This is a genomic window from Cysteiniphilum sp. GTC20157 (assembly GCF_055396795.1).
Genome location: NZ_AP044698.1, coordinates 983,864 through 1,005,308, shown reverse-complemented (window position 1 = coordinate 1,005,308; position 21,445 = coordinate 983,864). Strand labels below are relative to the sequence as shown.

The 21,445-nt window shown below is 38.2% G+C and carries 21 protein-coding genes and 1 pseudogene; 5 read left to right on the top strand and 17 right to left on the bottom strand.

Going from position 1 to position 21,445, the window contains the following annotated elements; translation table 11 throughout:
• Positions 1-107 precede the first annotated feature (107 nt).
• Together sufB and ACZ5V8_RS04485 are read right to left on the bottom strand one after the other, a co-directional pair.
• Positions 108-1,550, bottom strand: coding sequence for a Fe-S cluster assembly protein SufB (gene sufB, locus ACZ5V8_RS04490; protein WP_464218522.1), 1,443 nt, complete (start codon positions 1,548-1,550; stop codon positions 108-110).
• A 39-nt stretch (positions 1,551-1,589) separates the two neighbouring features.
• Positions 1,590-2,045: an SUF system Fe-S cluster assembly regulator gene (locus tag ACZ5V8_RS04485; protein ID WP_464218521.1), complete on the bottom strand. Its 456-nt coding sequence runs from the start codon at positions 2,043-2,045 to the stop codon at positions 1,590-1,592.
• A gap of 605 nt (positions 2,046-2,650) precedes the next feature.
• Here ACZ5V8_RS04485 and ACZ5V8_RS04480 point away from each other — a divergent pair.
• A complete protein-coding gene (locus ACZ5V8_RS04480) occupies positions 2,651-3,862 on the top strand; it encodes an MFS transporter (protein WP_464218520.1) in 1,212 nt (403 codons plus the stop codon).
• Here ACZ5V8_RS04480 and ACZ5V8_RS04475 read toward each other — a convergent pair.
• Together ACZ5V8_RS04475 and ACZ5V8_RS04470 are read right to left on the bottom strand one after the other, a co-directional pair.
• Entirely contained in the window at positions 3,859-4,029 is a 171-nt protein-coding gene (locus ACZ5V8_RS04475) for a hypothetical protein (protein ID WP_440615571.1), read from the bottom strand. The two genes, ACZ5V8_RS04480 and ACZ5V8_RS04475, sit on opposite strands and share 4 nt — an antisense overlap.
• A gap of 1 nt (position 4,030) precedes the next feature.
• A complete protein-coding gene (locus ACZ5V8_RS04470; protein ID WP_464218519.1) occupies positions 4,031-5,440 on the bottom strand; it encodes an amino acid permease in 1,410 nt (469 codons plus the stop codon).
• Between ACZ5V8_RS04470 and ACZ5V8_RS04465 the strand changes: the two genes are divergently transcribed.
• Both ACZ5V8_RS04465 and ACZ5V8_RS04460 read left to right on the top strand, forming a co-directional pair.
• Positions 5,393-5,902 (top strand): helix-turn-helix domain-containing protein, encoded by a 510-nt coding sequence (locus tag ACZ5V8_RS04465; RefSeq protein ID WP_464217022.1) that lies wholly within the window; start codon positions 5,393-5,395, stop codon positions 5,900-5,902. The genes ACZ5V8_RS04470 and ACZ5V8_RS04465 overlap by 48 nt on opposite strands.
• Before the next feature lie 64 nt (positions 5,903-5,966).
• The gene (locus ACZ5V8_RS04460; RefSeq protein WP_464217023.1) at positions 5,967-6,641 is read left to right on the top strand and encodes a transposase; all 675 of its coding nucleotides are present in this window, start codon (positions 5,967-5,969) and stop codon (positions 6,639-6,641) included.
• A gap of 25 nt (positions 6,642-6,666) precedes the next feature.
• Here ACZ5V8_RS04460 and ACZ5V8_RS04455 read toward each other — a convergent pair.
• The 6 genes and pseudogenes from ACZ5V8_RS04455 to bioB all read right to left on the bottom strand — a co-directional run.
• Positions 6,667-6,849, bottom strand: a pseudogene (locus tag ACZ5V8_RS04455) (lysine transporter); the annotation flags it as partial.
• A 252-nt stretch (positions 6,850-7,101) separates the two neighbouring features.
• Positions 7,102-7,755 (bottom strand): dethiobiotin synthase, encoded by a 654-nt coding sequence (bioD, locus tag ACZ5V8_RS04450; RefSeq protein WP_464218518.1) that lies wholly within the window; start codon positions 7,753-7,755, stop codon positions 7,102-7,104.
• Between the two features lie 227 nt (positions 7,756-7,982).
• Positions 7,983-8,762, bottom strand: a complete 780-nt coding sequence (locus tag ACZ5V8_RS04445; protein ID WP_464218517.1) for a methyltransferase domain-containing protein — start codon at positions 8,760-8,762, stop codon at positions 7,983-7,985.
• Positions 8,756-9,424: a hypothetical protein gene (locus ACZ5V8_RS04440; protein WP_464218516.1), complete on the bottom strand. Its 669-nt coding sequence runs from the start codon at positions 9,422-9,424 to the stop codon at positions 8,756-8,758. Before ACZ5V8_RS04440 ends, ACZ5V8_RS04445 begins: the two co-directional genes overlap by 7 nt.
• Complete coding sequence (locus tag ACZ5V8_RS04435) at positions 9,421-10,593, bottom strand: aminotransferase class I/II-fold pyridoxal phosphate-dependent enzyme (protein WP_464218515.1); 1,173 nt, start codon at positions 10,591-10,593, stop codon at positions 9,421-9,423. The genes ACZ5V8_RS04440 and ACZ5V8_RS04435 overlap by 4 nt, the downstream gene beginning before the upstream one ends.
• Positions 10,574-11,539, bottom strand: coding sequence for a biotin synthase BioB (gene bioB, locus ACZ5V8_RS04430; RefSeq protein ID WP_440615594.1), 966 nt, complete (start codon positions 11,537-11,539; stop codon positions 10,574-10,576). The genes ACZ5V8_RS04435 and bioB overlap by 20 nt, the downstream gene beginning before the upstream one ends.
• A 119-nt stretch (positions 11,540-11,658) precedes the next feature.
• On the opposite strand from bioB, the gene bioA reads away from it, so the two are divergent.
• Positions 11,659-12,933 (top strand): adenosylmethionine--8-amino-7-oxononanoate transaminase, encoded by a 1,275-nt coding sequence (bioA, locus tag ACZ5V8_RS04425; protein WP_464218513.1) that lies wholly within the window; start codon positions 11,659-11,661, stop codon positions 12,931-12,933.
• Here bioA and ACZ5V8_RS04420 read toward each other — a convergent pair.
• The 5 genes from ACZ5V8_RS04420 to ACZ5V8_RS04400 form a co-directional block, all read right to left on the bottom strand.
• Positions 12,928-13,803, bottom strand: a complete 876-nt coding sequence (locus ACZ5V8_RS04420) for a hypothetical protein (RefSeq protein WP_464218512.1) — start codon at positions 13,801-13,803, stop codon at positions 12,928-12,930. The genes bioA and ACZ5V8_RS04420 overlap by 6 nt on opposite strands.
• Entirely contained in the window at positions 13,803-14,582 is a 780-nt protein-coding gene (trpA, locus tag ACZ5V8_RS04415; RefSeq protein ID WP_464218511.1) for a tryptophan synthase subunit alpha, read from the bottom strand. The genes ACZ5V8_RS04420 and trpA overlap by 1 nt, the downstream gene beginning before the upstream one ends.
• Positions 14,575-15,756 (bottom strand): tryptophan synthase subunit beta, encoded by a 1,182-nt coding sequence (gene trpB, locus ACZ5V8_RS04410; RefSeq protein WP_464218510.1) that lies wholly within the window; start codon positions 15,754-15,756, stop codon positions 14,575-14,577. Before trpB ends, trpA begins: the two co-directional genes overlap by 8 nt.
• Before the next feature lie 114 nt (positions 15,757-15,870).
• Positions 15,871-16,791, bottom strand: coding sequence for an FUSC family protein (locus ACZ5V8_RS04405; RefSeq protein WP_464218509.1), 921 nt, complete (start codon positions 16,789-16,791; stop codon positions 15,871-15,873).
• Positions 16,778-17,845 carry a hypothetical protein gene (locus tag ACZ5V8_RS04400; protein WP_440615581.1) on the bottom strand — a complete coding sequence of 356 codons (1,068 nt, stop codon included), beginning with the start codon at positions 17,843-17,845 and terminating at the stop codon, positions 16,778-16,780. The genes ACZ5V8_RS04405 and ACZ5V8_RS04400 overlap by 14 nt, the downstream gene beginning before the upstream one ends.
• A gap of 169 nt (positions 17,846-18,014) precedes the next feature.
• On the opposite strand from ACZ5V8_RS04400, the gene ACZ5V8_RS04395 reads away from it, so the two are divergent.
• Entirely contained in the window at positions 18,015-18,860 is an 846-nt protein-coding gene (locus ACZ5V8_RS04395) for a MurR/RpiR family transcriptional regulator (protein ID WP_464218508.1), read from the top strand.
• A gap of 15 nt (positions 18,861-18,875) precedes the next feature.
• Here ACZ5V8_RS04395 and guaA read toward each other — a convergent pair whose 3' ends face one another.
• Both guaA and ACZ5V8_RS04385 read right to left on the bottom strand, forming a co-directional pair.
• Positions 18,876-20,426, bottom strand: a complete 1,551-nt coding sequence (guaA, locus tag ACZ5V8_RS04390) for a glutamine-hydrolyzing GMP synthase (RefSeq protein ID WP_440615583.1) — start codon at positions 20,424-20,426, stop codon at positions 18,876-18,878.
• A gap of 134 nt (positions 20,427-20,560) precedes the next feature.
• Entirely contained in the window at positions 20,561-21,442 is an 882-nt protein-coding gene (locus ACZ5V8_RS04385) for a LysR family transcriptional regulator (RefSeq protein ID WP_464218507.1), read from the bottom strand.
• Between the last annotated feature and the right edge of the window lie 3 nt (positions 21,443-21,445).

The window sequence follows — 21,445 nt, the reverse complement described above, 5'->3', positions numbered from 1 at the left end:
TAGGCTGACGGGGTGTTTTAAAAACATGGTTTTTCTAAAACACGTAACTTCAATTATTTACTTTTATTCTTGCACCTCTGAAAGCTTTTACACTTTCTTTTATTTCACTACCCTATTGCGCCCTCTAGGCTAACTTCCATCAATTTTTGTGCTTCAACCGCAAACTCAAGGGGTAGTTTTTTAAAGACATCTTTACAAAAGCCATTAACTATCATCGCCACGGCATCTTCTTCTGACATGCCCCGTTGTCGACAGTAAAAAAGTTGCTCATCAGAGATCTTTGATGTCGTGGCTTCATGTTCAATTTGCGCTGATTTTGATTTGTTTTCAATATACGGATAAGTATGCGCACCACACTCATGCCCGATCAATAAAGAGTCACATTGTGAGAAATTGCGTGCATTATCCGCTGTTGGCAGCATACGCACTAACCCACGATACGCATTTTGCGCGCGTCCCGCGGAAATACCTTTTGAAATGATCGTGCTTTTGGTATTTTTGCCCATATGAATCATTTTGGTGCCGGTATCTGCTTGTTGCGCATGACGCGTTAAGGCCACAGAGTAAAACTCACCGACACTGTTATCCCCGCGCAAAATTACCGATGGATATTTCCAAGTAATAGATGAACCGGTTTCCACTTGTGTCCATGAGATCTTAGCATTACTTCCCATACACACTCCACGCTTAGTCACAAAGTTATAAATGCCACCTTTACCGTCTTTATCACCAGGATACCAGTTTTGCACAGTGGAATATTTAATTTCAGCATCTTTTAATGCGACTAACTCAACCACTGCTGCATGCAACTGATTTTCATCACGCATAGGGGCCGTGCACCCTTCTAAATAACTGACATAACTGCCCTCATCAGCAATAATTAAGGTACGTTCAAATTGTCCCGTATTTGAGGCATTAATCCGAAAATAAGTTGATAACTCCATCGGGCAACGCACGCCTTTGGGAATATACACAAATGAGCCATCGCTAAATACAGCAGAGTTTAATGCTGCAAAATAATTATCCGTTTGCGGTACCACTGAACCAATATATTTTTCAATAAGCTCAGGATATTTCTGTAATGCCTCTGAAATTGGGCAAAATATTACACCCGCTTCAGCGAGCTTTTCTTTAAAAGTGGTCACCACAGAGACAGAATCAAATACCGCATCTACAGCAACACCGGCAAGCATTTCTTGTTCATGCAAAGGAATACCTAATTTGTTATAAGTCTCAATTAATTCTGGATCTACTTCATCTAAACTTTTCGGCTTATCAGCTGCTGACTTGGGTGCCGCATAGTAACTAATCGCTTGATAATCAATTGGCTCATAATCAACATGCGCCCATGTTGGCTCTTTCATTTCTAGCCATTTATGATATGCCTGCAGGCGCCATTTAAGCATAAATTCAGGCTCATTTTTGCGCTTGGAAATCTGTCGAATGATATCCTCATCCAAGCCGTCACGAAAACGCTCTTGTTCAACCTCAGTCACAAAGCCGTGCTTGTATTCTTGGTCAAGCATTTTATTTATTTTTTCATCCGTCATGTCGCATGATCTCTTTACTGGTTTATTACTTAATTTCTTTTACTTAGTTTGTTTTATATTATTTACTTTGTTTGATACTTTTAATTCATCCGCTGACGTATTCATTAACTCTAGCACCTTAAAGCCATTTAATGTCTCACGCACTTTTTTATTAATCACATGCCAATAGCCACCCATATGACAATCATTGACAGAACATGACACAAATCCTGCACTGCAACACTCGGTAAATGCCAACCTCCCATCGATCGCTTCAACAATGTCAAGTACTGAAATTTCACTCACTTCAGAAGCCAGAGTATAACCACCTTCAGCGCCACGCTTGGCAAGCAATATGCCTTTTAGGCTTAGCAATTTAAGCACCTTGCGCACAGTCGGCAGATTTAGTCCTGTGAGACTAATAAGGTCAGTGGCACTATATAATCCTTGCGGATTTTGTGCAAATTTAAGCACGATCATCACAGCATAATCAGCAAGTTTACTGACTTTTAACATCAAAATAGTACTGACTTGGTATCATATGCGCAAAGGTTAATGGGTTTTGGTGTTTGTGTCAACGGATTAAGGGTTTGTTTTCCGGCAATGACAATATCCCAATCCACTTTGACTCTATAAGCGTTGGCTGAGCGTAAGTCGAAGCCTCTATTAAGTGTGACTTTCCTAAACTTACCTACTTCGACTGATGCTCAGTGCATCGCTTTGACTTACGCTCAGGGTACGATGAGCCCTTTTGGGCAAATATTTAGTCTTATCCCGTTTTCCTTTTTCCTTTAGCCGTATTGACAAGAATGAATGGATACAAAAAATATTTTGCATTTTGTTTTTTTCAAGGTAGTCTATCTTCCTAATCACTGATCTTTCGGGCAAGAAAAACTTAAATGCAGCACAATAAATATCTAAACACACAGTTATCTAGCTCAAATGACTGTGCTGCTATTTTTCATCCTATTTGTTGTTGTCGATGTATTAAGCCTAATTAAGTTTTGCTGCACTTCTAGTTACTCTATTGTTAATCATGTTCAGCTTATCTTTAATTAGGCATCTTAATTTTTGATATTTTAAACGTAGAAACATAACCAATAAACAGGACAACCTAACTTATGTTTAAATCAGTATTTTTATTTATTTTAGCCGCACTGTTTCTTTTTTTTGAAATGGCACTTCAAGTCTCACCTGGCATTATGACCGAAAATCTAATGAGTAGTCTACATATTGACATATTCTGGCTTGGCGTCACCTCTGGCGCTTACTTTATTACCTATACTTTAATGCAGATTCCGGCAGGTCTTATCTATGATCGATTCTCTGCACGCAATGTGATTATGTTGCCCCTTTTGATTTGCGTCATTGGCGGATTTCTTTTTGGATTAGCACCAAATTTTTATCTTGCGGCTTGTGCACGCATTTTCATGGGCTTTGGCTCAGCCTTTGCTTTTATTGGCGTGCTTGTCGTTGCTAGCCATGTCTTTAGCAGGCGCTATTTCACTCTAATTGCCGGTGTTACGCAAATGCTTGCAGCATTGGGTGCCATGTGTGGCGCTTTGCCACTGATCCCACTGATTGATCACTTTGGCTGGCGTGCAACGATGATGATTATCAGCAGCTTTGGTTTGATTCTCTTGATTATCATGTTTTTCTATTTAAAGCTTCCTAATAAACACCTAACAACAAAACCCGTGACAAGTTCATGGCTTGCTTTTAAGTCTGTTGCGCGCCAGTCCCAAACGTGGATGATTGCAATCTATGCTTGTTTACTATGGATGCCAATGGCAGTTGTTGCCTCACTTTATGGCATTCCTTTTGTTGAGCAATACTTTAATGTTCCTTTTTCAGTCGCTGCAACCATTGTCACTTTTATGTGGATTGGTATTGCCGTTGGCAGTCCTTTGTTTGGGTTTCTTGCCGACAAAACAGAGCATATCAAACGTGTGCTTATACTTTGCGCACTACTTGGTGTCATTTCTTTTGGGTTTATTACACTAGCACCAATTAATAGCGTCATAATCCTTGTCATATTGTTTTTTGCCGCGGGCGCTGCATGTGCGGGACAAGCATTAAGCTTTTCTTTGGTTTCACGCAATAATCAACTAGAGCATCGAGCCACTGCCATTGGTTTTAATAATATGGCTGTTGTTATTTCTGGCTTTATTTTTCAGCCATTTGTTGGCTATGTCATCCGTGCAAGTCAGTTACAACCCACAACAAACTACCTATATGATGGTTCAAGCTACCATAATGGTATGATGGTTGTGTTATTTTCCTATTTTATTGCTACTGTTGCAGTTATCTTCCTTATCAAACAAAAAGCTTAATATGTGACAGGCGATATTTTGACACTTTCGATATCCAAAAGCCCGCCAAGGCTATCATTGGCACCTGTCTCTACAATTCTAAACTCTTTAGTTGTACTGTTATCTAAATTATCAAGATCAATTGAAATTGTTTGCCATTGTTTATTAAAGTCACATTGATTTCTCAATTTAAAAAGCGCTTTGATGGGCTTCTTTATGGAAGAAATCAATATCTGACGTCGCAGAGCGTGCAAACTTGGTACGCTTACGCCATTTGTAACCAAGATACAAAATAATAAATAAAATCACACCACTATATGTCGCAAAGAAAGCGCCCCACGTCGCAGTGCCTGATAGCATCTGCTCAACTTGCGCACCAAACATCATAATCACCAAAGCAACAATCGAAATAATAGGTCCATATGGATAAAATTTTGATTTATAAACCAAGTCATCAAGTGACTTCCCCTGTTTGATATACGCGCGGCGAAAACGCAAATGGCTAATTGAAATACTTAACCAACCAATATATCCAGATAAACTAATTAAATTAACGAGCCAATTGAAAATTGCGCCATTGCCAATAAAAGACGCTAAGAAAAACGTCGCTCCCAAGATCGATGTCACTAATACACCAATCACCGGCACACCACGACGGTTCGTTTTCGATAAGACTTTAGGCGCTTGTTTTGATTTAGATAAATACCATAACGTACGTGATGAAGTATAAATACATGAATTTGCAGCTGATAATACTGCCGTAACTAACACAATATTAACAAGCGTTGCAGCATAGGTGAATCCCGTACTTTGAAATACCATCGTAAATGGACTCATGGCCACATTAGATTCAGGGTTTGCTAACCAACTTGCCGTATATGGCACCAAAAAGCCGATAATGCCTAATGCGCATACATAAAATAAAGTCAAACGCCAAAATGTACTACGAATGGCTTTGGGTATTGCTTTTCTTGGGTCTTTTGCCTCGCCTGCGGCAACACCAACAATTTCCGTTCCTTGGAATGAATAACCGGCAATCAAAAACACACCGAGTATCGTGAATAACCCACCATTAAATGGCGCATCCGCAACATGCCAATTACTAAAGCCAACAGCATGACCATTCTCACTAATACCAAAAATAGCCAATGCGCCAACCAAAATAAAAATAATAACAAATGATACCTTTATAAATGATAACCAATATTCTGACTCGCCATACATTGAAACTGAGAACAGGTTTACTGCCAGAATAATAACAAAGAAAATCGCGCTCCACATCACGACAGGGGTACCCGGAAACCAAAACTGCATCAAGAGTCCAGCTCCTAATAAGTCAGCAGAAATAGTCATTGCCCAGTTAAACCAATAATTCCAACCCATGGCAAATCCAAGTGCTGGATCAACAAATTTTTCTGAGTACTTATTAAAAGACCCTGTACATGGTGCGTATGTTGACATCTCACCTAGACTAGTGCTGCATATTCTAAATAAACAAAGACAAAATGTAGTATAATAAATCCTTATAAATGACTGACTATTAAAGCGACAATGGCAAAGGCTAAACAAGCAATTATTCTGACTGAAAAACAAAGACATATTCTGTCAAAACTGCATACATCAAATACGGGACAATATCGCTATAAACTAAGAGCCAAGATTATTCTTGACAGCGCAGATCATAGACGCACAAAAGATACACTTTCTGAGTTGAATATAGTAGCTAGCACGGTAGGCAAATGGCGTGATCGTTGGAATAATGCTTCAGAAAAACTTGCATGCCTTGAACGAGAAGAAATAAAAGGTATTGAGTATGAGCGAGCTATATGCGAAATACTTGATGATCTACCTAGAGAAGGAACACCTGCAAAGTTTAGCGCAGAGCAAATTTGTAAAATTATAAGCGTTGCTTGCGAAGCACCAGAAAAATCAGGGCTTCCTTTAAGTCATTGGAGTTTACCAAGTTTGGCTGCAGAGTTAGTTAAACGACAAATAGTGGACAGCATTTCAATTTCCCAACTACATGTTTTTTTAAAATCAGGCAGATATAAAGCCCCATAAGGTAAAACAGTGGATACACACACCCATTGAGGATCAAGCCACATTTGATCATGAAGTAGCGCAAGTGTGCAACACCTATCAAAAAGCATATGATGAAAAGGACAATGACATGCTTCAAGTGGTCAGTTGTGATGAGAAAACAGGGATACAGGCATTGGAGCGTCAAATCACTCCAATGAATCTGGATCATTGTGAACGCGTTGATAACAGCTATGAACGCCATGGCACACAATGTTTAATTGCAAATTTTGATATTGCTTCAGGTAAAATAATTGCTCCAACCATAGGTGATACCAGAACGGAAGAAGATTTCAAGAATCATGTCGAGCAAACAGTGCAAACGAAGCCTAAGGCTAATTGGGTTTTCGTTGTTGATCAATTAAATACGCACATGTCTGAAGCGTTGGTTTTGCTAGTGCTTAATTTGTGTGGTATTACTGGGGTGGATATTGGTGAAAAAGGCAAACATGGCGTGTTGAAAAACATGCAAACACGTAAAGCGTTTCTTGAAGATAGTTCACATCGTATTCGGTTTGTATATACACCGAAACATGCTTCATGGCTTAATCAAGTTGAGATATGGTTTAGCATTTTGGTTAAGCGATTACTTAAACGTTTATCTACGAAGTCAACAGTTGAGCTTAAAGATAAAATAACGGCATTTATTGGGTACTTTAATGATGTATTGGCTAAGCCATTTAAATGGACATATAAGGGGAGAGTTCTACAGGCGACATAATATTTACTTATTTAAAGGATGAGGTACTAGTCATTAGCATATATACCACAATCGCAACTAATGCATAACCTATTAACGCGCCACCTGGTCCTGCCTGTGAAATGGCTGAACCACTGGCAAGAAACAATCCCGTGCCAACAGTACCACCTAACGCAATCATCGTTAAATGGCGCGTTTTTAAATCACGTTTCAATTTAGTTGATTTCATACCTTCCCCTTTTTAATGTAACACACTCGAATTTAAGTGTACTTGATAACATTCATCAATATCCTATTAATTATCCTTATAGTAATTTACCGAAAAAAATGAGCATGTGCGATAGAAAATATCTTAAATTTTATAAAATTTATCTAAAAAAATAAAAATACATGATTAAAGAAGGAAATAAACCAACAATAATCAAAATAAGGCATATTTTATAATGAAACTAAACTGCTGACATCATTATAGGTTAACTATTTACAGATCAAACTGAATATCTGCTACTTTTGAGGTTGTTAACATTTGCTCCAATGTTAAAATATTTTCTTGCAAAACAGGCATATCAGGATTAATGCAATTAGCGACCCAACCAATATAGGGTATGTGTTGCTGCTTAAGATAGTGCTCGGTTAACAAAGCATGATTAATACAGCCAAGCTTCATACCAACGACTAAAAGCACTGGAATATCCAAAGCTTTTAAATAGTCCGCCCAGGTTTCATTATAGTTTAATGGTGTTAGTAGTCCGCCTGCGCCTTCGATAAAAGTAATATCACTGTTAATTTGCGCTAAAGAATGCTTGGTTTGCTCAACCAATTTTTCAACAGTTAATGATTTATTTGCCTGCTCTGCAGCAATATGCGGGGCAATGGCAGGTTCAAAAACATTAGGGTTTACTAATTCATAAGAAAGTGACACAGAGGATGCTTCTTGTAAAGCCAATGCATCCTCATTAACTAAGTGACCATCTTTAATAAAAGCGCCTGATGCCATTGGTTTTAATCCAGCAACTGTTAAGCCCTGATTTTTTAATTGATTCATCAAGTGAACACAAACGTAAGTTTTGCCCACTTCAGTATCTGTGCCGATAATGGCAATTTGCTTATGTTTTGTTAATGAAGTTATACTCATCTATTTTCCTTATTAATTATTTTTAAAAGGCATTTCATAAAGGGCGTATGCAATACGCCCCTACGAAGGTCTTGTACGGGCAATTCACGAATTGCCCGACATATACCACACGCCACCGTAGGGGCAATTCACGAATTGCCTGATATACACCACACGCCACCGTAGAGACAATTCACGAATTGCCTGATATATTTGCCACCGTAACAGGGGTAATTCATGAATTACCCCTACGGAAATTGTTTGGCAATCACATATATTCCAATCTCATAACTTAACGTTGTCATTTGATCATTATCATCACGCAAATACCCCAAAAGCATTCTCATCTGCGGTCTTTCACACCCCAAATAACTATTCACACCGGTACTTTTCAAATGTTTGAGCTGTGTCTTCCTATTTAAAAACTCTAATTGAATGCTTTGCTTATCAATATTTATACATTGCCAATCAAACATCTTAAAAAGCGCTTTGACTTTATCATGACTTATAAACTGATTAATACGCACCACATTTTTAAGCTCATCAAAAGTATCATTAAGTGGAATGGAAAATGCCAACACACCATGTATAGATAATATTTGATTGATGCGCTTAAGTAACGTCAACAAACAATCAGACCACTGTAACGCCATATTGCTATAGATAAGGTCATATTTTTTTTGAGGTAATGCTTGCCAGAATTGTGACTGATTAAAATCACCCTGTATAAAGTTAAAGCCCCCCTTTATGGGCAAATGATCAATTTGAATTTCTTTGGCTTTATCAATTAAAATATCAGCAATATCAACTGCATCATAAGACAATGGCATTAGTCGTTTTGCGATATCCATACTAGCAACACCATCACCGCAGCCTAACTCTAATATATGCTTTATATTTCGATTAGTTTGCTCAAGATGCTTAAATACCATGTTTTTTAAATTTTGATCGACCTTGCGTTGCACTTGATCGTGCTGATGATAGCTATCTTTAGCGGCACTAAAGCTTATGCGTGGTGATTTTAGCATGCGCTTACTTCACTCTTGGCAAGATGCAATAAGCCTAGGTGGCTTTGATTCTTTGTCAGCTTACCATTAAGTAACTTTGCCAAAGATGTACTATCAACAATCGCATCTTTTTCTGCCAAAAATACCTTAACGCCAGTTTTATCACACAAAGCAAGTGCATCCGTTACTGGCATCATTTGAGCAAAGTCAAACATCCACTTTAAATAGTTTAATTGACTGTGATATTGTGCTTCATCTGTTAAAAGGCAATACGACTCTACATCTTTAAGCCTATCAACCTCTGGAAAAGCAACAAGCTTTAAAAACTTTTGTGCCAATCTATTTGGATTTAATTGATATTGCCTTATAAACGCTTGTTTTTTCTCATCACTGGCAAACTGCCATAATAATGGCAACCCATAGCAGTAAATACTTTTATCTTTGACATTCAGCTTATTTTGTTGAATGAGTCTCAAAACCCACAAACCACTATGTGACCATGCGTGAATAACTTCAGCTTTGGCTAATTTCACTGATAATTCTTGTAATATTTGCTCTTCGTTTGCACTCTTAAAACAAGGCATATCTATACACTGCGTTGATGATATCTCAGGATAAAATACTTGCCATAGACTCGCCTTAAATCCCCAGCCTGATAGAAATAAATGATTTTGAATACTCATAACACACGCACCAATTGATCCAATAATGCGTTTATATCACGTGTATCATGTAGTGCGCTTAGTGATATGCGTAATCGTGCACTATTTTGTGGTACTGTTGGTGGACGAATGCATGAAACATAAAAACCTTTATCTTTAAGCAGATTTTGTACGTTTTGTGTTTGTTGATTATCGCCAATGATAATACTGCGAATTGGCGTCAAATCATCTGACACAACATTAAGCCCAAGCTTTTCTGCATATTGGTTAAAAAAGGTAATATTCTCAAACAGCTTTTCACGTAAATAATCACCATTCATAATCAGCTTTAAACTGGCATTTAAAGCAGCAACAATGGGAATGGCAAGTGCTGTGCTGTAGATATAGCTACGTGCTGTTTGTATTAACAGCTCAATAAACTCATCACTTGCACAAACAAATGCACCCATAGCACCGAATGCTTTACCGCATGGCACGATCATGACAGGCACATCATTAAAAGTTAAATCCGCATAGTCTACCGCACCTCTACCTGATTGACCTAACACACCAAAACCATGCGCATCATCAACAATAAGTTTAGTATGGTCAACATTGGCAAGTCTTCTCAAAGGTGAGATATCACCATCCATGCTAAATATACCTTCAGTTATGACATATCTAGCTTCTGGGTGCTTCTGCAAGATAGCATGTAGACTGCTAATATTCTGATGAGGATAGCGCTTAAGTTTGGCACCAGATAGTGCAATACCATCCAAAATAGAGGCATGAACTAATTTATCCGCAACTATTGCCTGAGCATCTTTTGCCCCTTTACCTTGCATTGCCAACAAACTCATTACGGCTAAATTGGCATGGTAACCAGAGTTAAACAGCAAAGCACGTGGATAGCCTACAAACGCCGCCATATTATGCTCTAGCGACTCAATGAGATAATGACTTCCTGAAACAATCGCTGATGACGTGCTACCAACACCATAACATTCAATTGCTTGTTGCGCCTTTTTTTTAACCTCTATATGTTGCGATAATCCCAAATAATCATTACCACTAAAATTGATCAAAGCATGCTGATCAATATGAATAAGCTTATCTTTTATTTGGGTAAATACGCGTTGTCGATAACGCCCGTTTTGTTTAATTGCCGTTAAATAATCACTGTAACGCGCATCATTGGCTAACAAGCTCATGATGCTCCTCACTGTTTTTTGTTACTTTAAAGCCAAGCGTATTAAGCAGTTTTAGATCATGATTCTCTGAAGGATTCTCTGCAGTTAATAGCTTATCACCATAAAAGATAGAGTTCGCTCCCGCTAGAAATGCTAAAGCCTGCATTTCATCACTCATTTGCGAACGACCTGCTGAAAGCCTGATTTTTGAGCTTGGCATTAAGATTCTTGCCACTGCAATCGTACGTATAAAATCAAAAGTATCAATTTGTGCTTTGTTTAATTGATTGCCCAGCGGTGTTCCTGGCACTGGAATCAATTGATTGATTGGCACACTCGCAGGTGGTGTTTTTAAATTCGCCAATGTTACCAACATTTGCAAGCGATCATCAATCGTCTCTCCCATTCCAAGAATGCCGCCACAACAAACTTTCATGCCGGCATTTGACACTTCCTCTAGCGTATCTAAGCGTGATTGATAATCTCTGGTGCTAATAATCTCTTGATAAAACGCCTCTGAAGTATCCAAATTGTGATTGTAATAATCAAGGCCTGCATCAGCTAATTCTGTAGCTTGTGCTTTGGATAACATCCCTAAAGTCATACAAGTCTCTAATCCTAGTGACTTAACCGATTGGATAATTTCAATTAATTGTGGCATCGCTTTCTCCGGTGGATTGCGCCACGCAGCACCCATACAAAAACGCTTGGCACCAAGCTCTTTGGCTCTTTGGGCTTGTAACACAATACTCTCTACATCCATGAGCTTTTCTTTTTGAACACCAGCATTATAATGACCACTTTGCGGGCAATATTTACAGTCTTCAGGGCAGCTTCCTGTTTTAATACTCAGTAATACACATAACTCAACCTCATTGGCAAAATTCGCACGATGCACTGTTTGTGCTTTGAATAGCAATTCATTAAATGGTTTTTGATATAAGCTTTGTGCATAATTTAAATCAATCATTGGCATTATTATCCTTTATCCTTTGTTTTTCACATTGCGATACTTTTACATCGGCAACAATCTAGATATACTTGCCACTTTAGTCAACTTATAATTTAATTAAGGTTTACAAAAAGATGTATTCGACCAATCTTTGGCACCCTTGCTCACAGATGAAGGATTATGAAACCTTCTCGCCACTTAATATCACCAAAGCCAAAGGTAGTTTCATCTACCACAACGACAAACCAATCATTGATGCGATCTCAAGTTGGTGGTGTAAGTCATTGGGGCACAGCCACCCAGATTTGCAGCAAGCCTTAACACAACAACTAGGCACACTTGAACATACGATTTTAGCGAATACCACCAATACAACCATTGAGCAATTAACGCAAAAGCTCTGTCATCTTACCCATACTGATAAGGTACTCTTTGCCAGTGACGGTTCATGCGCTGTTGAAATTGCGATGAAAATGAGTATTCATGCGCGCGTTATCAAAGGACAGACAAACAAAACCCATTTTGCCGCACTGCAAAATGGTTATCATGGCGAAACTTGTGCCACCTTAAGCGTCAGTGATTTAGGTCTCTATAAGCGAGCGTATCAATCGCTGTTATTTGATTGCACTTTCTTACAAGATATCCCCTATGTCGCCGGTATTAACGACCCACTTTGGCATAATGCACACAGCGCTTGGCAAAAATCACAACAACAATTAGAGATGATCAAAGATAAGTTAAATGCGGTCATTATTGAGCCACTGATTCAAGGCGCTGGAGGTATGCTAATTTACAGTAAAGATTATCTAAAGAGACTCGCCAAATGGTGCAAAGAAAATGATGTTTACTTAATTGCCGATGAGATTATGACAGGCATTGGACGCACAGGCAAAATGCTCGCCTGTGAACATGCTGATATTACGCCTGACTTTATCTGCTTATCTAAAGGCATTACTTCGGGCATGTTGCCTTTGAGTATTTGCTTAACACATAATGAAATTTATGCGTTGTTTTATGATGATTATGCAACACAAAAAGGTTTTATGCACTCACATACGCATAGTGGTAATACGTTGGCCTCAAGAGTTGCTTTAGAAACGCTACATATTTTTGAACGTGAGCACACACTTGACTATGTTAATAAAACGTTAGCGCCAACGATGTATAATATGATGCTGGAAATTGCTCAAAACACTCAAAAATTGCATAACGTTCGCAGTCTAGGCGGCGTGGTTGCCGCTGATCTAAAAACCACAGAAGCACGCGCGGGTTATAAACTCTATCAAAAAGCCATTGAATTAGGTGCACTAATGCGTCCATTGGGGAATACTATTTATTGGTTGCCGCCATTAAACACTGATATTAAAACAATCGAAAAACTAGGGGAAATATTGCTTAAAGCACTATAAAATATTCCCCTGCTTTTTGGGTTTCCTTTTTAGATAAAAAAGTAAAATCGAAATCATAATACCAATAAAAATTGACTCCATTGTAAATTGTCCCACGCTTAACAGCGCATTCATAAATGGCAAGTTATTATGAAGCATAAATACAACAAATGTCACCAACCCTTGATTCAGCACCAAGATAGCAAAAGTCACTTTAATACACTGCCAAATAAAGCTAGAATTTGTACTCCATATTAAATATGCAACTATAAAACATGCAATAACAGGCTCGATATAAAAAATGGAAGTTATCACAGTTGTTGTAAAATTATACGGTGAAGGAATAATATTGGCAGGGTTTGGCGGTGTAAGCAATGGTAACAGTTTAGCGCATAACCCAGTAAGCAATGGCATTAAAATTACTACAGATAGGATTGCGTAAATAACAATTACTACTAGCTTCACAATAATATATTTGAGTTGACTATCTTGCTTTTTATTACTCAATAGCAACACGACTATTACCGATACTAACAACCATATAAGTTTGGGTAAATAGGCAGCTACCCACGTGAATAAAAATGCCTGACCGTTAACATAACCTGCCGTTAATGGCAATCTAAGTAATAACTCCATCATAGCTGCCATAATTAAGAATACAGCCGCTGTTTTTTTTACCACTCCCCAACCACTATATATACTAGCTACCTTTCCAGACAACCAATATAAGCCAAACAGCTGAACAATAACTTTAAGAGCATCATACCATTTAGGCACTAAAAAATGCTCTCCAGGATAGGGAACACCTGATTTTAGCATCTGGATATGAATATTTACTGCCAAAATGCTAATAATAAATAAATACAGTACAATCCCAACTTTTTCTCTCATTATAAAGCCTTAATAAACTGACGTATTTTCTCTGCTGCTATCTTTGTGTCATTTAAATGTTGCTCAATTAATGACGTAAAATAACTGCCAACAATCGCCGCATTGCCACCTGCTTGCCATACCGCTTTGACATGTTCTGGTTTTGAAATACCAAACCCTACTACCATTGGTTGATCAATTAACGCTCTTACCTGCTTAATTCGTGCGATGGTTTGAGGCGCAATCTCACTTTTAACACCGGTCGTACCGAAACCACTTAAGACATAATTAAATGCACTGCTGCAATTAGCCAGTTGTTTGACCCGTTCATCGCTTGAGTTTGGCGCAACCATTTGTACTGCGCCAATATTATACTTCTTAAGTAAGGTCTCATGTTCTTTTGATTCTTCTAACGGTAAATCTGCACAAACAACAGCATCCACACCAACACTTTGTAGCTTTTGATACGCGCTTTCACCTTGCTTAAACAAAAGGTTGTAATAAATTAATAAGCCAATGGCAATATCTGGATACTTTTGACGAATAATACTCAGCATCTCAATACAGCGATTAAAAGTCATGCCTGACTTTAATGCTCTTTCCATCGAGCGTTGATTGGTTGGACCATCGGCAATTGGATCAGAAAATGGGAAGCCAAGCTCAATTGCCTGAACGCCTGCATCAATTGCTGTGCTAATGATATGTAGGCTTTCATCAAAATTAGGATCACCTAAGGTGAAAAATGGCATAAATACTTTTTTGTCATGATTGTTAAATAATTTGTCGAATCGATTACTCATCAGAAAGTCCTTTATATCTAAAATAACTCTGTAGATCTTTATCACCACGCCCTGATAAATTGACTAAAATAGTTTTACCTTTTAATTGTGACTGCGCTAATTGAAATGCCAATGCCAATGCGTGCGCTGATTCAAATGCTGGAATAATACCTTCTTTCTTTGAAAGCTCTTCAAATGCAGCAATGGCTTCATTATCGGTAATGGTAAGATAAGTCACACGCTTTGTCTCTTGCAAATAAACATGCTCAGGGCCAATACCTGGATAATCCAATCCGGCTGAAATCGAATAAGGCTCTTTAATCTGACCATCTTTGTCTTGTAAGAACAGTGATTGCATCCCATGAAATACACCTATTTCACCTTTATTCATCGTCGCTGCATGCTCACCGGTTTCTAGTCCTTTGCCGGCAGGTTCCGCACCATAAATAGCCACCTTAGCATCGCTTAGAAAACCACTAAATATGCCAATCGCATTACTACCCCCGCCAATACACGCAATCACAGCATCGGGTAAGGAATTATTTGCTTTAAGCATTTGCGCACGTGCTTCTTTACCTATAACCTCTTGAAAGTAACGCACCAATGCCGGAAATGGATGCGGCCCTGCTGCAGTGCCAAAACAATAATAAGTATCTTCAGCATTACTAATCCAATCACGCATTGCATCATTGATCGCGTCTTTTAACGTCGCACTACCCGATGACACGCTATGAACCTTGGCTCCAAATAATTTCATACGCTCAACATTAGGCTTTTGTCGGGCGATATCAACTGCACCCATATAAATCTCAACTTCAAGTCCAAGCATAGCACCTGTCATTGCAGTTGCCACCCCATGTTGACCGGCACCCGTCTCAGCAATCACGCGTTTTTTACCAAGGTGTTTGGCCAAGAGCATCTGCCCAATGGTGTTATTGGTTTTATGCGCACCACCATGCAACAAATCCTCGCGTTTAAGATAAATATTAGCGCCATATTTATCTGATAAGTTACGTATATAGGTAATTGGTGTTTCGCGCCCTGCATAGTTTTTTATTAGCCGTTTAAACTCCAACTGAAAAGATTCATCTTGTTGAATGGCGATAAACCCTTTCTCAATCTCTGTCAAAATTGGCATCAAGCTCTCTGGCGCATAACAGCCCCCGAATTGTCCGTAACGTGTATTTAATTGCATAAATTAACACTTAAATTAAGCATAAGTGCAGCTACGATAACATGCTTTTTATCAACGTACAAAAGAATTTTGCAATCACGTATCGATACACAGATGCAAAGCTATAGTAATCAACTATTTTTTAGCTGGACTATTGGTCATTTTTTCAAACAAAGCATACTCATTTTTTAATAGATCAAAAAACATTGCTAATTTCTGACGACAAAAACGCTTTAATTTCTGATTGCTTTGACGGTCATCTAGTAGCAATAAAGCACGATAAACAAACATAAGCTCACGCATCGTTGACAGCAGTACTTTAATGATATTAATTTGCGCCTTATTAAGTTCTGTTTTGGTATTGATAAAATTTTCAACAGCATGTTTTTCCTGCAATGCTAGCTCATCTACAAGAAGTCTTAACATCCCCTTATCTAGCACTTGATCAAAATCATTACCCTGATCATTAGATACTTTTTCTTGCTCTACTGTTTGCATTAAAAACATTTCAATAATCTGCTTATGCGTAAGATAAACCGATGAAAACTCCACATAAAATTTTTCTCTTAAATTACTTTGTCTTAACACCCTGCTGATTAGCAGAATGACTAATGCCCCTATTGCAATATCCAATATGCGAGCAATAAGTAACGACATATCCCAAAAAGATAAGGTGCCAATAAACATCACCACAAAAATACTGCTAAAGAAAACACCTACGGCATAATGCACCACACTAAAATAAAGCGTGTACAGCGCCAACACCAAAATCACGGTGATAATGACATAAAATGGGACATATAGATTTAATATATAATACGCAACTGTCCCAGCAAAACAGCCTAAAATCGTATTGATAACAACAGCTTTGGAGCGAAATAAGACTTCTCTTGCATGCACGCTAATGCTGATAGACACAATGGCTAAAACACTCCAATAATTACGTTGTAAACCAATAGCCTCAGTGAGAATAATGGCAATTAAACAAGCGCTTGCCACTCTAATGGCTAAAAGCTTATACGCAGGTAATGCATTTAACCAATTAGCGAATCTCATCTGCGGCCTCTCTCAATGACAACGCTGTACTATGCAAACTCTCAAGAAGAAGTAATATCTCAAAAATAAGCACTTGACAGCCTTTCAACGTAGATGCGGTTAACACCTCTTCTTTAAAGTGATCACTGTATGCTTTAAACTGATTTAGTTGACGTTCAAAGTCCTCATTTTCATTTATCAAAAATACCCAAACTGCAAGTTTAGTTGACATATAGATGATATCTTTAAGTGCGGTTTTTTTAATAACCCTTTCCGCGATATCTGACTTTCTTTTGGATAAAGTATAATAGAAAAAAAGTAAACGAAAGGTGTTTTGCACTAAGCTATGATAGTGACCATAGCATTTATGCCAAGCGATTTTTCGCTTTGGCAGAATAATCCAACTTGCACCTTTACTATGCAGTGTCATCAAACGTGCACTGACTTCTTTATTGGTTTTATCTATATCAAAAGCATCAGTATGTACATCAAATACCATGTGTAAGATGTAGCGCGTTTCATTTTGCAACAAAATCGCATGCATCTGTAAAGTACGTAATAACTGCCTTGGGGTGTCCCATGGTCGCAACATTAATACCAACACAAAGAAAGCAGTGCCAACACACAGTAGGCTTATATATAATTGGGTCAAATCCTGTTTAAGCACTGGCAATTGAATCGATGATATTGCCAATACAATCACTAAATAACCAGGAAACTGATTAAATATAGGGTCATATTTTCTCACCCAAAAAGCATAATACGCACAAATAATTAACAAAGTGAAACTTAACAACTTATAGGGATGCAACCAATAAGATACGGTTAATGCCAGAGCAAAGCCTACTAAAAACCAGATAAAAATTTTGCGTCGTGAATATATATCCCCGACTGCACAGACGATGGCAGCAAATGCCAGAAAATAAAATACCCAAATAATGACTTCATAGACAAAACCAAGGCGCCATGCAATCAGAAAATAGATAAGCATAATCGCACCAACTTTGATCACCATCGACAGCACATGTGCCCCAGGATCATTCTTTGATAGGTTGTATATAAAATGTTTTAGCATTTTTACTGTGATCCATGTTTATTATCTACACGCCATGCTATAATGCGTCCAATTTTTTTATGGTTATAAGCAAAACTTAATGACTCTGCAGATTATAGCGCTTAAAAGCTAAAAATGCAGTGACACCGCTGCAACTTAGGGGTACAAAATCGTGAGACATGATGAAACAATGTTAGAAAAACTTCAAAATGGGGAGTTTAAATTAAGAAAATCTGAGCAAAAAGTTGCGAATTGGATTATTGACAACAGCTATGAAGCAACTTCTTTAAACATTACTACCATTGCACACAACATCGGTGTCAGTGAACCAACCATTGTCCGCTTTTGTCGCGCAGTTGGCTGCAAAGGTTTTCAAGAATTTAAGATTCGCTTTGCCGAGGAATTAGCTCTTGGCAAAATCAGTGAATCCATCGATATTCGACTTGATGATTCTACGGCAGTTGTTAAAGACAAAGTTGCTCAATACGCGCGCGCTGCTATTGCTAATGTTGACCGTGAAATTGATGATGAGCAGCTTGAATTAGCAACACATATTTTGATTGACTCTAATAAAGTTGTTGTTTGCGGCTTTGGCGCATCAAACTGTACTGCGTTTGATAGCTTCCATAAACTCTTTAGAATGATGCCAAAAGTTGGCTATTATCCTGATATGCACATGTCAGCAATGGCAATTGGTTCTTTAGAGCCGGGGGATGCAATTATTGCTATTTCTAATAGCGGTAAATCTGAAGCCTTAATTAGTTTGTGTAAACTAGCACGCAGTAATGGCGCTAAGGTGATCACCATCACTGATCCTGGCTCACCGGTTGATCAAACAGCCACCGTGCGTTTAAACATTAAAAAACAAGTAGATACAGGATTATTTGTGCCCATAGCACATCGTTTAAAACAGTTAACAATTATTGACTTTTTGGTATATAACTATGCCAGATTGAACGAACAACGTGCCGCACAACGCTTAAAGAAAACAAAAACGGCGTTAACCAACCTAAAACAGCAACACAGTATTATTTGATATTTACTACTGGAGTTACTCCCATTCAATCGTACCTGGTGGCTTCCCAGTCACGTCATAAACCACACGAGAGATACCTTTAACTTCATTTACAATACGATTGGAAATCTGTCCGATTAACTCATAAGGCAAATGCGCCCAACGTGCCGTCATAAAATCAATCGTTTCAACCGCTCTTAAGGCAACCACATAATCATATTTACGTTGATCACCCATGACACCAACTGATTTTACTGGTAAGAATACAGCAAACGCCTGACTGACTTTATCGTAATAACCACTTTTCTCTAACTCTTGCATATATATCGCATCGGCTTGACGCAAGATATCAGCATAATCTTTTTTAACCTCACCCAAGATACGCACCCCAAGACCCGGTCCTGGGAAGGGATGACGATAAACCATGCGATATGGCAAGCCTAATTCAACGCCCACTTTACGTACTTCATCTTTGAAAAGCTCTCTTAACGGCTCAACCAGTCCAAGCTTCATATCTTCAGGCAATCCACCAACATTGTGATGTGACTTAATGACATGTGCTTTACCAGTACTGCTACCTGCTGATTCGATAACATCAGGATAAATCGTGCCTTGCGCTAACCATTTAGCATTTTTAAGTTTGGCTGATTCTTCATCAAAAATATCAACAAACAGATTGCCAATAATTTTACGCTTTTTCTCAGGATCATTAACGCCCTCAAGCTTAGCGAGGAACCTTTCTTCAGCATTCACACGCACAACATTGACATGCATATTCTCAGCAAATGTTTGCATGACCTGATCACCTTCGTGCAAGCGCAATAACCCCGTATCGACAAATACACAGGTTAATTGTTCACCAATGGCTTTATGCAGTAAGGCTGCAACGACAGATGAATCAACACCACCAGATAAGCCTAAAACCACCTCATCAGACCCAACTTGTGCTTTGATTTTTTGTACGGCATCTTCAATAATGCTCGCAGGATTCCACAATGCTTCACAACCACAGATCTTAAACGCAAAGTTCTCAAGTAACTCTTTGCCATAAGCAGAATGTGTCACCTCTGGATGATATTGTACACCGTAATATGGCTTTGTTTTATGTGCCATCGCCGCAATCGGCGCGTTTTCAGAAGATGCAATGACCTCAAAGTCATCACCCAAAACAACCACTTTATCACCATGACTCATCCATACATCTTGAGTTTGTGGTACGGATTCGTATAAAGGGTTTGCTTTGCTTACTTCAATCTTGGCATAACCAAATTCGCGCTTATCCGATGAGGCAACCTCACCACCAAACTGATGCGCCATGGTCTGCATACCATAGCAAATACCTAATATAGGCACATTTAACTCAAATACACATTGAGGCGCTCTGACATGTGCTGATTCATTGACTGACTCAGGTCCGCCTGAAAGGATAATGCCACTGGCAGCAAAATCTTTAATAAAACTGACATCAACATCATAAGGGTAAATCTCACAATACACACCAATTTCACGCACACGACGCGCAATCAGCTGCGTATATTGCGAACCAAAATCTAAAATCAACAGTCTATGCTTATGTATATCTTGCATACAGGAAGTACTCATCACCACGTTAAAAACTGCCAGCGATTATATCATGCCAATAAAACATTGCATCCATTTGCTTGAAATTGACAATAAAAAGGCTAAGAACAAAATCTATTTTATTAATCCAGACAAAAATACTACACCTCATTAATGCACTCTAAACATACACGCTCACATAACTTTCTTAACCAGGCACTCTGGATGTTATGTTTTAGTCGCCTTGGATAAGATAAAGTCACTGAAGCCTTCTCTGTTTTAAAGGGTAAAGGGATTATCTTCAACCCTTTAAACAAAGCATATTTTGCTAATAGATTAGCAACATATCGATCTTGTAACAAAGGAATAATCCGATCTATCATTGCACACCTTAATTTAATATTTCTTGGGTCTGGATTGCCCAGATACGTTTGAATAAATAAATTATTTTCACTATTAAGGCTATGAACAACATGTGGTAGTTTTATATAAGTTTCATAATCAATAGACTGACTGGTTAGCGGGTAACGGTCATAAGCAAGCACAATGTCATCCTCTGCAATAACTTTTGTATTAAAGTTAGGTATATTCTCATAAAATCCAATGATAATATCTGCTTTGTCAAATCGATGTAAATACTCATGATTGTATACAGTTTGAAATACATGCAATGAAATCACATGCTCACTGTTATAACTTTGAATTTCATTAATTAGTCGATCTGCAATCATAGCATGTCCAAATTCACTCATATGTATGGTGAATTGACATGGTGTTTTATAAGGATCAAATTGCTCTAAATTGGGCAAAATAGCTGAAAATTCCTGATTTATCTGCTGCAGGGTTGATAATATTGCATGTGCTTTTGCAGTAACTTCCATATTATGACCATTGCGCACTAAAATCTGATCTTTAAGTTCATTACGCATCTTATTTAAACGTAAAGTAACTGTTGGTTGCGACATATTCATAAGCTTAGCAGTTCTACTGATACTGCGCTCAGTAATTAAGGTTTGCAAAATATTATAGTCTTTGACATCCATGCA